A 16,280-nucleotide genomic window follows, 5' to 3' on the forward strand; every position below is an offset into this window, starting at 1 on the left:
CGCAAGCTGGTCGAAGCCGAGCAAAAAAAGCTCGATCAGCGCCTGCGCGACCAGCAATTCTACACCCGCTCGCTGATCGAATCCAACATCGACGCGATCATGACCACCGATCCCTCCGGTATCATTACCGACGTCAATAAGCAGATGGAGGCGCTCACCGATTGCACGCGTGACGAACTGATCGGCGCGCCGTTTAAGGATTACTTCACCGATCCAGAGCGGGCCGAGGCGGCGATCAAGCTCGTGCTAAGCGAAAAGTCGGTCACCGACTACGAGCTGACGGCGCGTGCTCGCGACGGCAAGCAAACGGTGGTGTCCTACAACGCGACCACCTTTTACGACCGAAACCGTACGCTGCAGGGCGTGTTCGCTGCGGCGCGCGACGTCACGGAGCGCAAGCGGGTGGAGGCGGAATTGCAGCAGGCCAAGGCCACTGCTGAGAGCGCAAGCCAGACGAAGTCGGATTTTCTGGCGAGCATGAGCCATGAGATCCGAACGCCGATGAATGCGATCATGGGGATCGCGGATCTGCTGGCGAAGACCGATCTCTCCCCGGAGCAAGACAAGTATGTGCAGATCTTCCGCCGCGCCGGCGACAACCTGCTGAATCTCATCAACGACATCCTCGATCTCTCCAAGGTCGAAGCGTCGCAGCTCGAGCTGGAACGGACCGGGTTCTCGTTGAACGACCTGCTGGAGAAAGTGATGGAGATGGTGGCGGCTCGGGTCCATGAAAAAGGGCTGGCCCTGGTGTGCAAGATCGCGCCGAACGTCCCCACCGACCTGGTCGGCGACCCGACACGGCTGCGGCAGGTGCTGCTTAATTTGCTTGGCAACGCGATTAAGTTCACGCAATCGGGCGAAGTGTCCTTGCGAGTCGAGCCGGATGCGGACTCCCCCATTCCAACCGCATTGCGGTTCACAATTTCGGACACCGGCATCGGCATTTCGGACGAGAAATTGGGCCAGGTGTTTGAACGCTTCACACAAGCCGACTCATCCACAACACGCAGGTTTGGGGGCTCGGGGCTGGGGCTCACGATTTCGAAGCGTCTGGTGGAACTGATGGGCGGACGCATCTGGGTCGAAAGCGAGGTCGGGGCGGGCAGCGTGTTTGCCTTCGCCGTGCCATTCGAGATCTGGGCCACGGCCGATCGGCCGGTGGCCGTGCCGGTCGGTACGGATCCGGAGCTGCCGCTGCCGGCGCTACGAATTCTTCTGGCGGAGGACTCTCCCGACAACTGCATAATCACGATGGCCTATCTGGAGGACACGCCGTACCAGGTCGAAATCGCCGAGACCGGGGCCATCGCCTGTGAAAAGTTTACAGCCGGACACTACGACCTTGTCCTGATGGACCGGCAAATGCCGGTCATGGACGGCTTGACCGCGACACGAACGATTCGAGCGTGGGAACAGGCGAACGATCGGCCGCCCACACCAATCATTGCACTGACGGCCTCTGCCTTGAAGGGGGATCGAGAAATGTGTCTAGCGGCGGGGTGCACGGCTTTTTTGACGAAACCAATCAAACAAGAGGTGCTGCTGCAAGCGATCAGGGAGCACTCCAGAGTCGCTCCTTCGTCATCAAAAGAAGAAAGCAGCCGGATGGACCCGATCCTTTTGCGAGTGAAGTCCAAATCCGCAGACCGGATCCCCGCGTATCTGCAGAACTGCAGGCAAAATGTTAACGTGATGCTGGAGGCCTTGGATCGAGTTGACTTTGCGACCGTCACAAGTCTGGGGCACCAGATGAGGGGCTCCGGGGCCATGTTTGGATTCCAGACCATCACTAACATCGGCGGCGCCCTTCAGCAGGCGGCCGAGAGCGCCGATACCGACGCGTCGCGGAAGTGGGTGGGCGAATTGTCCAACTACCTGGATGGTGTTGAGACCATTTCCAACCAGCCCTTCACTCAATCCCCGAAATCCAGTCCGCCTTATGCGCAATAAAGGGATATAAAATCCAGATACTAATATTGGATCAAAGAAGAATTGGGACTTGTTTCGTAAAATGGATCATCCGCTTGAGCGAAAAGGAATACCGCTTCATTGGCAGAGAGTTCTGCTTTTCCAGAGGGAAACCTAGAAATGAAAATCGCTCAAATAGCTCCTTTGATGGAAAGCGTTCCACCGCGGTTTTACGGTGGCACCGAACGCGTGGTATCTTATCTCACGGAGGAACTCGTCAAGCTCGGGCACAATGTCACGCTGTTTGCTAGTGGTGATTCCATAACGTCCGCGCGCCTGGTAAGCTGCGCGGCCACTGCATTGCGTCTCGACCCCCATGTTGTAGATCCAATTCCCTATTATATGCTGATGCTTGATCGCGTTCGCCAGCATGCAGCCGCTTTTGATATTCTTCACTTTCACATCGACTACTTGCACTTCCCGCTATTTCGTTACCTGGCTGCACGGACGGTGACGACGCTCCATGGTCGCCAGGACCTGCCGGACATCAAACCGATTTTTTTTGGGTTTGATGACATGCCGCTGGTTTCGATTTCGAGCGACCAGCGGCGTCCGGTAGCAAGCGCCAATTTTGCAGCCACAATCCATCATGGTCTGCCGCTAAACTTGATGCAGCCAATCTTACAACCCCGCGGAGGCTATCTCGCATTCATCGGGCGAATATCGCCGGAGAAGCGGCCGGACCGCGCGATCGCTATCGCTCGTAGTCTTGGCATCCCCATTAAGATTGCCGCGAAGGTCGACCCCGTCGATGAAGCCTACTTCCGGGAGACAATCGCGCCCTTGCTTGAAGTTCCGGGCGTACAATTCATCGGTGAGATCAGCGAGCAAAACAAAGGCGCCTTCCTTGGCGAAGCGCTGGGGCTGTTGTTTCCGATCGAGTGGCCTGAACCGTTTGGCCTCGTAATGATCGAGGCGATGGCATGCGGCACACCGGTGCTGGCATTCCGTTGCGGCTCAGTTCCAGAAATTGTTGATGAAGGTGTCACCGGCATGATTGTCGAACATATGGACGAAGCCATTGCCGCCATCCCAAGATTGTTGGCGATGGATCGGCGCGCCGTCCGTAGGCGTTTCGAAGAGCGATTTTCGTCGGCGCGGATGGCGCGCGACTATGTCCATCTTTATCGCAAGATGCTGCAAGATACGCTCCACGACACGACTGAAACGCAAGCAACAGAGCCGCCGGCGTTCAACATTGTTGAAACCGAGACGATGAATTGACGGTTCCAGCGCTGTGTCTATCGCAAAACAAATCCGAGCATATGGGTGATGCAAACCGGGCAGAATTGCGAGGGGGAATGATGCGTCCAGCTTTCGCGGCAGCACGTGTGGTTGGCTGTCCCTGTCGTAAATCAAACCCGGACATATTGGTGATGTAGCCCGCCGAGAATTGGGCGACAAAGAATACGCCCTATCCTCTCAACGGCGCGCGAAACCGACGTCGAATTGGCCGCACAGTTGCCGAGGGGGCGGCAAATGATGTTCAAACGGTGTCACTACCACCGCCCAGAAGCTATTTCTTTTGGAACCTCCAATCGAGAAGCCCGTTGCCTTACATGCCCAGGTATCATTTCGACGTAATCGGAAAGAACACCATCGCAGACCGCAGGGGGCTGCTGTTGCCTGATGACATCCATGCGTCTGACGCAGCCGACCGTCTTGCGAGTGAACTGTACGAGATCCGGCCGGAGCTAAGAGTTCGCGAGTGTGCGGTCTTAGTGACCGATGATGATGGCGAAGAAGTGCACCGCGCCCCAATAGTCAAAGTTCATTAGCGTCATTTCAAGATATGCGCGCCGTTGCCATTCCTTCCGCGACAACCCACTCGTCTTGGCCCGTGACTCCCGTTTTTGACATTTAGACGGCCCCCGCATTGCGAACTAGCCCCGGCGCGAACCGGCGGTCGATGGTGTATCAGGCCATGTTTGGGAAGCCATGGCCTGCGAAACGCGGGCTCGCGTCGTCCCAATCATTTCCGCAAGCGTCTCCTGATCGAGAATGACCGGAACGATGGGCGGGCTGCCTTCCTTCCCATAGTTCGCGAGAAGCAACAGCAAGCGAGCAAGCCGCTTCTCGCTCGAATTGAACAGCTGATCGACCACGTCTTCCTGAATCCGACTGTTGCGGCTCAATAAATGGTCCATGAACAGTTTGGAGAATTGCGGCTGATCGCGGATCGCGGAAAGCATTGCATCTTTTGTAATTGAGGTAATACGGCAGTCGCTTAACGTTATCGCTGTGGCACCCCGCAGCGGTTGATCTTGGAGGCACCCCTCACCAAAAAACTGCCCTTCCTCCATGATCCCGATGATCGCTTCTTTGCCGTACTCGGACGTGACGATGAGCTTTACGCGACCCTTTTGAATGAACAAAACAAAGTCCGCGATTTCACCTTGGAAAAATACATTCTGATTGTTCCGATAGTCTTGGGTGGCTCTACCGGCGCCAGTTTGTGCGAGCAGCTTGTGGGGACCGTTCTGGTGGGGCCAAAAAATGTCAATTGAGCTTTTTTCCACGGCGCTTCCCTTGAGGCGGGAGCGCAACACTCTCAGTCACCTATTAGTGCCTGGTGATTCGGCGGTGATGACCTCGAGAAGATCAGTTTGATACGCGGTTGATCAAAATTATACACGCAACTAAATAATGACGCTCCCTTGATCCCGCTCCAAACGACCCATGATGGCCCGCTCCTGCCGAGGCCTGACGTGGTTCTGAGCCACATCGTATGGTTTGAATCAAATATGCCGCGACTTACGGGTAAACATTAATTCCGTTGGCCTAACGTCATCGCCAATCCGAACAAATTCACTCCGAACGCTTTGTTCGGGAAATTTTCGCGGGCCTCCTTTGACTCAGGATAGAGAGCTTGATCTCGCTGATTACCTCGTCGCGGAAATCGCGGTCGTCGACCGCGCTGGCGCTGTTGTGCACTGCAATCGAAAGTGGAAAGAAACCGCGAAGTCCGGCGGCCTTTTGGCCAAACAGACGGGTTGGAACTATATCGCAGAATGCGAGGCGGCGATCCAACGTGGCTGCGACGTGGCGGAGATTCTCGCCGGATTGCGCGCGGTCTTGCAGGGCGAGTTACCTTCTTTTGTCGCGACCTACGCCTGTCCATTCAATGGACTGTACCACTGGTTTCAGGTGTTGATTTCGGTAGTCGAAATCAAGAGAGAACGACATGCCATACTGATGCATGTTGACGTTTCGGCGATGCAACGTGATGCGCTCACAGGACTGCCAAACCGCGCGATGTTCGATGCGCAGTTGCATTTGGCCTTGTCGCTAGCGCAAGAAACCGGCAGCCGCACGGGAATCATTATTGTCGATATGAACAATCTAAAATTTCTTAACGATAAGCACGGGCACTACATCGGAGATGAAGCCTTGAAGGGGCTCGCACTAGAGCTCAAGAACAAGGCCGGTCCGGACTGTGTGGTGACAAGGATCGGCGGCGACGAATTCGGAGTGGTCCTTCCGGTCAATTACGATACGCTATTCGCCCGCCGTGTGCGTGCGCATTTCGAATCAGGGATCAACTGCTCAATCGGACCTGCGCAGCATCCAATATTTGTATCAGCCAGCGTCGGATTCGCGCTTTTTCCGGACGACGGCACATCTTCCGGCGATCTTTTCAAAGCAGCCGACAAATCGATGTACGCGCACAAGCGCGGCGCGTCGGTCGCTTAGCCAGTATGTTCGGCTCAGTGTCCGAACCACGGCCGCCTGTCGGCTGTTCCCCTCGGGTGAGGCCCTTCCCTCCACGACTTCCGCATAAAGTTGCCCTCCTTTGTTCGGTCGCTTCCTCGGTGCTACGACCTCACCCTGGCAAGGGGCATTTCGTAAATGAACGCGATTATCTCGTTGATTATCCCGGGTTTGCGTCGGCCTATGGGTTGCCGCTCGAAGTCCCCCAACCAGGTGTTGCCGGATGGTTTGTATGCCCTGAACCAAGTTCCTCCGATCCACAAACGAGCGCCCTTGAAATCGCGGTGAATATCAACAAAGGCATTGAAACCTTACAGTCATCCTATGCGCCGCACGTCGTCATGGTCTTTTATCCTTCAAGATGGCGTGACTTTCGCGGCATGCCGCAATTCGGGCTTGAGCAGCAGGAAGAATGCGGCATTCCTCACCTCTAATTAGAGGAATGAGGAAGGGTTTGGCGGCATCCTCGATCTGCGTGCGCATCCATCCGTTATTGCAACGGGTTCCACAAACGCATTGCACGGTCCAATGCCGAATGTCGCCTGGACGAATAATCTCATAGTGAGTGCTGGTGTGAGGATTCCGGATTCCTCGAAGAGAATCGTAGTTCTTGCGTGTTTCTGGCGGCAAATACCTATGAGACCACCTAGGGAATATGTGTTCTCCGGTCAATTTGGGTGGCGGACTGTCGCTACAAAAAATGCATCTAGGGATGGCGGGAGGTCTAATGTATTTTAGCTTATCCTTGTGATCGGCCATAAGGACACCGAGGGATGGGCGTTATCTATCTGCGGTAAACACTGATACTGTTCGGCGACGTGCTGAAAGTCCTCCCGCGAACGGGCATATTGCGCCCGTTTCAACTTGTGAGACAATAGATAAATTCGGAGTGCTAGGTACTCAGACAATTCACCAACACCATCTCTGCGCGATATAAATAAGTGTCATTCCTATGTTGGTCTCAAAACTCCGTCGGAGAACCGCTTTTGGTCTTGTGAGGCAGAGTGTTGAAACGCCTAACAGATGCAAGTTGCGCGAGAGTCGTTGTAATCTTGGCGATATGGGTCGCCTTGGGTGCCGACATTGTGCATTCCCAATCATCTGAGATCGCCGCGATCGAACAGCGCTACTATTCGCTGTACGCTGTAGGTAACTACTCTGAGGCAATTTTGGACGCCGATCCCCCGGCTTAGGGGGTCAATATTGCAGGCCGAATGACACCCCTCGCGAGCGACCCATATCCTGATGATTGTTGTCCGCGATACAGGCCCCGTGCTGGTGCACGCGCACAACCGAGGTATCAATCATCTTCACCGCCGCGTCATGACCGGCAGCAAGCGCATTCATGATCTGGTCCCAGACGCCAGCCCGCCGCCACCGAACGAAGCGATTGTAACACGTGGTACGAGGACCGTAGGTCTCCGGCAGATCGCGCCATGGGGCACCAGAGCGCAGGATCCAAAAGATGCCATTGAGCACGCGACGGTCATTTACCCGTCGAACGCCGCGCGGCTTGTTCGGCAGCATCGGCTTTATGGCGGTCCACTCATAGTCGCTGAGTTCGTAGCGCATGATTCGGGGCTCCGGTTTCGGAGCTTGAATCACGTCTCTGGCAGGGCCATCAACCTGTACCGGGCTATAGCGAAGCCCCTAATCTTCTGAATTACTTCCGCTTTCGGCGGTATAGCCGACATTGCCGGACTTGCCGCTGGGTCGCCCGTGTAGCGATTGACCCTGAACAGACTTCGGTCTGTCGAACAACTATGCTGGCCAAAGAATATTACTTGAAGGTCACCTCCTGTTCGATGCATTTGTTGGGTCCAATAGGGTGGGAATCATGTGGTTGAAGTCTGCGACGGTTGCGGTGTTCGTTGTGGTGGCGTCGGTGAGCGGCGCTCTCCAGGGAAAGCCTGTGAAGGCAGACGGCTTGTACCGGGCGACTATCATGCGCACGGCCTATGGCGCACCGCACATCACCGCAGCTGATTACGGCAGCCTGGGCTTCGGCTCCGGTTACGCCGCGGCGCAAGACAATTTCTGCGACTTCGCCGACCGCATGTTGACGGTCACTGCCCAGCGCGCCCGCTTCCTCGGCCTGGGCGAGAAGAACGCCAATTTGGTGAGCGACCTCTACCATCAGCGCCTGATCCAGACCGGGCGGCTGGAGCTGCTGCTGAACGCTGATCCCAAGTCGTTGGATCGCCCGTCGGCCAATGCGCGGGCGCTGTACCGGGGCTATGTCGCCGGCGTCAACCGCTATGTGCGCGACACCGGCATCGGAAACCTGCCGTCGGCCTGCAAGGGTGCAGCGTGGGTACGGCCCTATACTGAGATCGATATGTGGCGCATCACGCTTGCCGGCCAGACTCCGGTCCAGCTCGCCGGCGTCGCCGCCGCCACCCCGCCCGGAGGAGCGGAGCCGATCAGAGCAGGCGCCTTCGACGCGCCCACCAACATTCCTCAGGGCCAGGGCAGTAACGCCTACGCCCTGGGCCGCGAGGTGACCAAGACCGGTCACGGCGTGCTGCTGGCCAATCCACACTACCCCTGGGACGGCCTGAACCGCTTCACACGACTTCACCTGATCATTCCGGGCAAGCTTAACATCGTGGGCGCCGGACTGGAGAACTCCCCACTGGTTGCCATCGGCCACAATCAATGGATCGCATGGACCCACACGGTCTCTACCGCCCGCCGCTTCGGTATGTTCGAGCTGACGCTCGATCCGAAAGATCCCACGGCCTACCTCTATGAGGGCAAGTCGGTCCCGATGAGCCGCGTGTCGGTGACAGTACAAGTGAAGACCGACAAAGGCCTGACGCCGATCACGCGGACCTACTATACGACCAGCTACGGCCCGATGGTCGAGACACCGCAACTCCCTTGGACTAGGGAGCGGGCCTACGCGCTGCGCACCGCGCCAGTGAATTTGCGTGCGGTCGATCAGTATCTCGCCATGTGGCAGACCCACGACATACACGAACTGGCCGCAGCGCTCAGCCGCTATCAGGGCACAAGCTTCAACACCACGGCGGTCGACGCGGGCGGCGAGGCCTTCTACGGCGACATGGGCTCGCTCCCCTACGTCACCGACGCCAAGGCCAAAGCCTGCGCGACCTCGCCCACTGCTCAGGCGGCCTGGGACAGGGAGCGCATGCTGATCCTGGACGGCTCGAAGGCCGCCTGCGACTGGGACAGCGATCCGAAGGCGGCAACCAGCGGCATCTTCCCGGCGTCGGCGCTGCCGCAAATCTACCGCGACGACTTCACCGAGAACTCCAACGACAGCTACTGGCTGAGCAATCCGAACCAGCCGCTCACAGGCTATGGCCGCATCTTCGGCGACGAGAGGACGGCCCGGTCGCTGCGCACCCGGCTGGGCCTGGCTATGATCGCCGATCGGGTAGCTGGCGTCGACGGGCTGGGCGCACCGAAATTCGATCTCGCAACCGTCGAGGGCGTCCTCTTCAACGACCGCAACCTGGGCGCCGAGATGACCCGCGACGACTTGTTAGGCTTGTGCCGGCGCGAGGCTGCCGGTTCACATCCCGAGCTGGCTCGCGCCTGCATGTCGCTGGCCGGCTGGGACCTGCACGTCAACCTCGACAGTCGCGGCGCCCAAGTCTTCCGCTTGTTCGTCGAGAAGGGTGGCCTGAAGTTCAAGGTCGCCTTCGATCCCAAAGACCCGGTGAACACGCCTAACACCCTTGATACGGCCAATCCGGTGGTGCTGAAGGCCTTGATTGACGCCGTGGCGGAGCTCGACCGCCTGCACACATCGGCGGATGCGCCCCTAGGCCAGGTCCAGTCGGAGCCGCGTAATGCCGAAGCTATTCCGATCCACGGAGGTCCCGCATCGGAAGGTATCTTCAACGTGATTACTCCTGCGCCACCCATCGACGGCGGCTGGCGTAAGATTGACGCAGGCTCCAGCTGGATCATGGCGGTGGAATTCACGGATCACGGGCCGGTCAGCCAGGGGGTGCTGAGCTATTCTCAGTCGACGAATCCCGCCTCACCGCACTTCGGCGACCAGACCAAGCTCTATTCGCAGAAGGGCTGGGACGACCTCCGCTTCACGCCCGAAGCGGTGAAGGCAAGCGCAGTCTCGACGCTCACCCTCACGGAGAAGATCACGAAGCCATAAGCGTCCCCCTTTGTCGGCGACCGAGCAAGTCCTTGGGGCGCTCTTGGCCGGTGTTCGAACGCAGCGGGCGCGGCGCAACACGCCATGTCCCCTTTGCCCCCCAGAAACGGACATCGTCAGCGCGGTCGGGCATGTCCGTTATGTGCCGATATTGTTGCAAAAGTCTTTTTGGGGTGTCGAAGGAAAATTCCTAGAGCCGGTGGTGCGTTTTACGCGCGGCGACGTGAGGGACCATATCGCTTCATCCAAAATCGATCATGGACCTCCGTAGGGGCATTGAAAACCGAAACGGCAGCAGAGAAGTCCAAAGATCGACTTTCGCGAGATTTTTAGGGTTGTTCGAATTTCGACTTTTGCAACAATATCTGCCAGGAACGGACATTCAAGCACCGGTCGATTATGTAGTGCCCAACGCACATAGTGGTCAATTTTATACAGAACGTGCCTGGTATCGGGGTGTATGTTCGATATCTGGGATGTGATGGGCCGCAACGAAGCGGATCCACCAATGATGCCGATTGGGCAGTCTCAACTTTAAAATACTTGTATTCGTTAGATTCGAGTCGCGGACGTTCACCCGCGGCTGAGATGCGCGCGTAGTCGCTGCGCCTCTCAAGTGGCAGCTTCTGAAATAATGGGAATTCAACATGCACCGATGGGGTCCACGGCTCGATTGGGAGCATTTGCAAAACTGGGTACCCGGGTTTCTTGGAGTCGCGGCGGCTGTTTTGTTGGTGGTTGTCGCCGCGAATTCCCCGACGCAGAGCAATTCAAAGCTGGCTGACTTGCCGCCATCGCAATCTGCCGCACTGCCAACCAACGGCCAAACAGGCACCAACCCAACTCCTTCGCAGCCGGCTGCGCCTCAAACCTCCGCGATCAGAGAAGATGCCGCGAAAGCCCCGGCGGCGCCGACGACCGCTGCCGTCGTCACCACCGGTGAAGCTGCCAAGCCGGTGCCGATGCACCATCCTATGGTCGAGGCTCAGGCCGTTGCTGCGCCTGCCGCCGTTCAAGGCTCTTCAAAGCCGGACAAGGAACCGCCAAAAGCCGCCGCCGCGACCGATGCCGCAAACCCGCCGGGCGACGTCATCGCGGGTCGCCAGGTCTTCAAGAAGTGTCAGGCGTGCCACTCTCTGGAGCCAGGAAAAGTCATCTTGGGTCCAAGCCTGGCCGGGATCGTCGGCCGCAAGTCGGGCGCCGAACCTGGTTTTAGCTATTCGCCGGCGCTCAAACAGGCTGCGTTGACGTGGGATGCGGCCACACTCGACGCCTATTTGATGGATCCCCAGAAGATCGTGCCAGGCAACCGAATGCCGTTTCCCGGCCTCAAGACTGATCACGACCGCAAAGACGTGATCGTGTTTTTGGCGGCGCCCGTCGCCCCCGCGGGTGCGCCGACCGCAGCGAAAGCTGACGCACCGTCCACTTCCACGGCGGCAGCGCCGCAAGCCGGATCAGGCAGCGCCGCTGCCTATTTAACGGACGCGAAGTACACGTTGCGCACAGGGATCGCCGAAGGAAAAATGGTCTTTCTGGGTGTTGGCGGTTCTATCGACGGCAAGGCAAATCCCGTTCTGACCGCGGCCGAAGGACAAATCGTGCAACTCACCCTGATCAATGGAGAGGGCACCGAACATGACATCGTGTTTCCCGATCAGGCCGCGAAATCGCCGCGGGTGAATGGCAAGGGCGCCAGCACGACGATCGTTTTCCGTGCGACGAAATCCGGAGACTTCATCTATTTCTGCAGCGTTCCCGGTCACCAATTGGCGGGTATGCAGGGCCAGTTTCTGGTAACGCCCATGGTTGCGCCGCAGACGCTGGTCGAGGCCGACATTTCGCGCGAGCCCACCGACCTTCCTCCGCCGATCGGCAAGCGGGATCCACAGACCGTCAGGCTGGATCTATTCACCGTTGAACAAGAAGGCCGGCTCGCGGAAGCGACGACATTCGGCTACTGGACGTTTAATGGCAAAGTACCGGGACCGTTCGTCCGCGTTCGCGTTGGCGACACCGTCGACGTTCATCTCAAGAATTCCGCCGACAGCAACATGATCCACTCGGTGGATTTTCATGCGGCAACGGGCCCCGGCGGAGGTGCCGCAGCATTGCAAGTCGATCCGGGGGGCGAGAAATCGATGACCTTCAAGGCCCTTATTCCCGGCCTTTACGTTTACCATTGTGCGACGCCGATGGTCGCCGAACACATTGCCAACGGCATGTACGGGATGATTTTGGTCGAACCTGAAGCGGGTCTCCCGCCGGTCGATCACGAATTTTACGTCATGCAAGGTGAAATTTATACGGAAGCCGCGTTCGGCCAGCATGGAAGTCAGGAGTTCAGCGTCGAAAAGCTGTTGAACGAGCGGCCGGAGTATTTCGTCTTCAACGGCTCTGTCGGCGCGATTTCGAAATTACATCCTTTGCATGCCAAGGTTGGAGAAACGGTGAGGCTTTTCTTCGGCGTGGGCGGACCGAACTTCACATCATCTTTTCATGTGATCGGTGAGATTTTTGACAAGGTCTATAATCTGGGCGGTCTGACAAACCCGCCGCTGGAAGGTATTCAGACCGTTACGGTGGCACCCGGTGGCGCTGTGATTACCGAGTTCAAGCTTCATGTGCCGGGAAATTACACGATCGTGGATCACGCACTGGCCCGTATGGAGCGAGGGCTCGCCGGTCTCTTGATCGTCGAGGGCGCTCCTAATCCTGATATCTATAACGGCACGGTGATGCCCGGCATGGGACATTGAGATGCGCCGTTACGCAGCCGCTTCCTGCTTGTTCGGTCGCCCTTTTTCGTAGCTGATCAATACCGGTCCGAAGGATATCGCAAACCCAACGAAGGCCGCAGCCCAGGCAAAAGCCGCGAGATGAAGAAGCGGCACGCCATAAACCGGTTCGATCACCGCGCAAATGCGGGCCACGACCGCGACAATTGCCGCGGCATATATGGCCTGGGTCGAAGCGGACGCGGTCAGTTTCTGGCCGGTATGGCCCAGCGTCGCCCGGGTCATCACTGCCAGCGTCATGACACCTGCGGCTCCTGCCATCCAGGCGTGGATTCCGGCGCTCGCAGGGACCAGGCCGAAAGCGGATGCCGCATTCAGCAGAAATCCAATCGGCACGAAGGCGTAGCCGATGTGCAGAATGAGCACCAGACGCTCTCGCCAGGTTCGACCGCCGGCCCAACGGCCGAGACGAACGAGATGCAGACAGCCAATCAGCCCAAGAGCAACGGCTGTCGCTGCGCCGTTTGGCCAGACGACCCAAAACAGCAGTACCAGTGCGCTGGTCGCTACGACCATCATGTCGAACCGCCCGAAAGGCGCCGGCAAACGACCTGGATTCTCCCGCGCGAGCCAATTGCGGGTGAAGCTTGGAATGATGCGACCGCCGATCAGCGAGATCAGCATCACGACAATTGCGATGCCAATACGGATGCTGATGTCGGCGGCGCCATGGAAATGAGCCTCCAGGTGGAATGCGATGTTGCCCGCAAGAAGCAGCAGGACCAGAACGACAACGTTGAGGTTGTTCCACTTGCGTCCTGCGATGATTTCGCGGGCAGCCGCCGCCGCGACGAGCAACAGGAAGCTTGCATCGACCAGCATCGCCGCCAGCCATCCAGTCTCGGCCGAAAACGTCACGCAGACCCGGCCTGCAAGCCAGAGGACGACAAGGCCAAGGAGCGGCGTGCCCCGAATGGGCAAGCGCCCGGTCCAATTCGGAATCGCGGTGAACAGAAAACCCGTGATTACCGCTGGAAGATAGCCGTAGAGCATCTCATGGACATGCCAGTCGCACGGCGTGAAGGTCGTGGTCAGATCGAGCTCGCCTGTAAAGACCGGGAGCCAGATCAGGATCGCGAGACCCGCATAGATGGATCCCAACAGGAAGAAGGGTCGGAAGCCGCTCGACAGAAGCGTCCATCTGTCGCGGAGCCGAAGTCGGGGAATCGGGATCATGATCGTGCTTTCAGCAACGTGATGCGGTTCATTTACATCCGGCCCGTCCAGTTCATGACGAACGTTCAAAGCTTTCTCTGGCTCAAACCCCTGGAGAACAAACCTGCCGGCAGCGACACCATCTATCTTCCAAACAAGCTTAGCATAAACCGCTACATGTCTATTGGAGATGCTTCATGAGAACGGCTCCGAAAGCGACGAACTGAAACGCAGGCAGTGGGGTCGTCCAGTTCTGTTAAGGGTCAAAAGGCGACCTGACGGCACTAAAATGCGACTTCCGCTTTGCCCCCGATAGCTGACATCACCAAACCCGACCGCCATGTCCGAAAAGTGCCATGAAGAGACATGTGCGAGGTAGTGAGTTGCCAAAGGGGATTGTTGATTTTTGTGCCGCTTAGTCCGTCTATTGCGACTATGTTGACACTGATGTTAAAAGTAAATTCTACGCTGATCGAGCTTGCAAAAACAAAGGCAAGCCGAAGAAGGCGCTGTTACGGGAGTGGTAGGGGCATTGACTAACAAAGGCTTCTCATCAGCCGCACCAAAGCACAACGTGTGTCATGACTCTCGGTGACCCGAACCGCGGTTGGAGTGATCCGATAGGAACGTTCCATCGATTGCAAATAGCGGTTAGAATATTGGCTTCACATGAAGGCCCACGAAAGATGCGCATCGATGAGGCGACTTCTGCTCTCATGGATTTAATCCCTCAGTACTTTCCCAAAGCCATAAGAGAAAAAGCCGAGAGGGTTCTCAGCGTTCGTGAGAAACTACGGCGCGATCATGATTCTAACGTCGGGCCCTTTCCCTTCGATCTCCTGAAACCAAAGGAATGCGCGGCGTTAATCCGAGACATTCTGAGTCTATACGAAGCATGCATTTTCGATATGTCGAAGGAAATTAAGGAAATTGTTCATCCCGACGAACGGTAACTTGTTGCAGTACTGAACCACCAACCAGCAATTCGGTCTTCTGAGGTCCGTTAATGTGGGGGGATCACGCCGGTTTAACGCTCCGCCCGTCACTTCCAGTCTACCCCGATCAGCAGACATCGTCAGCATCGGCTTGTGCGCCTCGTGGCGACACTTATTTCATTGAAGCGCTTCCCCGTGCTGGCTGACGTCGAGCCCAATCATTTCATCTTCACCGTTCACGCGCAGCCGCACCATGGCGCCGATGAGCTTGAGAATAATAAACGTCATGATGCCCGACCAAGCCAGAGTGACGGCAACGCCGTAGATTTGGGCCAGCAATTGCTGCGGGTTTCCTTCGAGCAGGCCCGACACGCCGCGCGGAATTTCGGGACTAGCAGATACCGCGCCGACAGCCAGCACGCCGGCAAGCAATGTGCCGGTCAGGCCGCCGATGCCGTGCACACCGAACACGTCAAGCGAATCGCATTATGCGCGGCCGGTACAAGAAATCAGGAATTGTCAGCATTCCGCAGCAAGGTTAGTCTTCGAGCTATCGCTGATCGCATTCAGTTGATGGGATTTCCAGTCGAAGTCCATTTGGTGGAAAAAGTGTGAGGTGGTGGACCGGCCTGATGATTCCTCGGCCGGTCACACTGATCTGGTCGGGCGGCAGTCGTGATCAACCCAGTCTCTGCCGATAGTCTCCGCAAAACGGGAATATCCGCGGACGAGGCCGGAGACTTCCGGCGATTTCCATCCCAAGATCTGCGAACTGGGAGTCTGGAGACGAAATCGAACACGCGAAAAGCCGCGATTTGCGGCCCATTCCCGCATTTCTTGGGGAGCCCGGCCGAACGCATGAATGCGTGGCTGGCGACGCAGTGCCGATCGCACCCGTCTCCAGGCAAATTCTCTGCTAACAGGGAATTTTACAGGGAATTTTGCGATTTTGGGGCTCCCCGAACCGATTTCCTGGCAAGAAGCTGCTGTGTTGCAGCGACTTTTCGCACAATTCCCTATGCAAATTAACAGGGAAAATATTTCGAGGAACAGGGATTTTTTTGAGGGGAACAGGGAATTTCACCTGCAAACATCGTCGGACGAGGTTTTCGGTACATACAGCAGTCGAGCGCACCATCAACAAGGCGCTTGCTCCCAAAAAGCGACGGCTGACGCCGCCTCAGCGGAACGAATCTACCTGACCGCGTTTGAGTCCTTGGGTCCGGTCGCGCAACAGGCTATCCGCTCGCTAGAGAGATCAAAATGGCGAACAGGTACTATACAGCCAGCCGTGGGCGATATTTGCTTCTCATTGCCGTCGCGCTGCCAATTTTTGGCGGCTTGTACTATGCGCTTCTAGACTTTTTACTGTTCGGATGAAACATGAGGCCGATCAGCCGCAGTAACGCGTCGACCAGACGTTTGAACGAGCGTCTACCGAACGGTTCCGAGGGTGGCTCTGCTCCGGTTTAGTCAGGGCTGAGTTCCCTTTTCGGTACATACAAATCTGACTTGCTGGCTCCATAACCTCTGGTCAATATTGCTCACTCCCAAAGATTTGAC

8 protein-coding genes and 2 pseudogenes are annotated in these 16,280 nt (G+C 57.2%); 6 read left to right on the forward strand and 4 right to left on the reverse strand.

Annotated elements, in window-relative coordinates; genetic code table 11:
• Positions 1–1,953: ATP-binding protein (locus tag E7813_RS16000; protein WP_291575471.1), on the forward strand; the 1,953-nt coding region annotated here is incomplete at its 5' end.
• Positions 1,954–2,091: 138 nt separating this feature from the next.
• The gene (locus E7813_RS16005; RefSeq protein ID WP_291575472.1) at positions 2,092–3,195 is read left to right on the forward strand and encodes a glycosyltransferase family 4 protein; all 1,104 of its coding nucleotides are present in this window, start codon (positions 2,092–2,094) and stop codon (positions 3,193–3,195) included.
• A 659-nt stretch (positions 3,196–3,854) separates the two neighbouring features.
• Here E7813_RS16005 and E7813_RS16010 read toward each other — a convergent pair.
• On the reverse strand, positions 3,855–4,490 hold the full coding sequence (locus tag E7813_RS16010; protein WP_291575474.1) for a Crp/Fnr family transcriptional regulator: 636 nt from the start codon (positions 4,488–4,490) through the stop codon (positions 3,855–3,857).
• Between the two features lie 331 nt (positions 4,491–4,821).
• On the opposite strand from E7813_RS16010, the gene E7813_RS16015 reads away from it, so the two are divergent.
• Entirely contained in the window at positions 4,822–5,664 is an 843-nt protein-coding gene (locus E7813_RS16015; RefSeq protein WP_291575476.1) for a GGDEF domain-containing protein, read from the forward strand.
• Positions 5,665–5,870: 206 nt separating this feature from the next.
• A complete protein-coding gene (locus E7813_RS16020) occupies positions 5,871–6,116 on the forward strand; it encodes a hypothetical protein (protein WP_291575478.1) in 246 nt (81 codons plus the stop codon).
• 787 nt (positions 6,117–6,903) lie between these two features.
• Here E7813_RS16020 and E7813_RS16025 read toward each other — a convergent pair.
• Positions 6,904–7,254 (reverse strand): annotated as a pseudogene (locus E7813_RS16025) (IS5 family transposase); the annotation flags it as partial.
• Between the two features lie 271 nt (positions 7,255–7,525).
• On the opposite strand from E7813_RS16025, the gene E7813_RS16030 reads away from it, so the two are divergent.
• Positions 7,526–9,829 (forward strand): penicillin acylase family protein, encoded by a 2,304-nt coding sequence (locus E7813_RS16030; protein WP_291575479.1) that lies wholly within the window; start codon positions 7,526–7,528, stop codon positions 9,827–9,829.
• Positions 9,830–10,476: 647 nt separating this feature from the next.
• Complete coding sequence (nirK, locus tag E7813_RS16035; protein ID WP_291575480.1) at positions 10,477–12,588, forward strand: copper-containing nitrite reductase; 2,112 nt, start codon at positions 10,477–10,479, stop codon at positions 12,586–12,588.
• Between the two features lie 9 nt (positions 12,589–12,597).
• Here the strand turns inward: nirK and E7813_RS16040 are convergent, their stop codons facing one another.
• Both E7813_RS16040 and E7813_RS16045 read right to left on the reverse strand, forming a co-directional pair.
• Positions 12,598–13,803, reverse strand: a complete 1,206-nt coding sequence (locus tag E7813_RS16040) for an NnrS family protein (protein WP_291575481.1) — start codon at positions 13,801–13,803, stop codon at positions 12,598–12,600.
• A gap of 1,091 nt (positions 13,804–14,894) precedes the next feature.
• Positions 14,895–15,200 (reverse strand): annotated as a pseudogene (locus E7813_RS16045) (ammonia channel protein); the annotation flags it as partial.
• Positions 15,201–16,280: the final 1,080 nt, after the last annotated feature.

This window comes from Bradyrhizobium sp., assembly GCF_004799405.1.
Classification (GTDB): domain Bacteria; phylum Pseudomonadota; class Alphaproteobacteria; order Rhizobiales; family Xanthobacteraceae; genus Bradyrhizobium.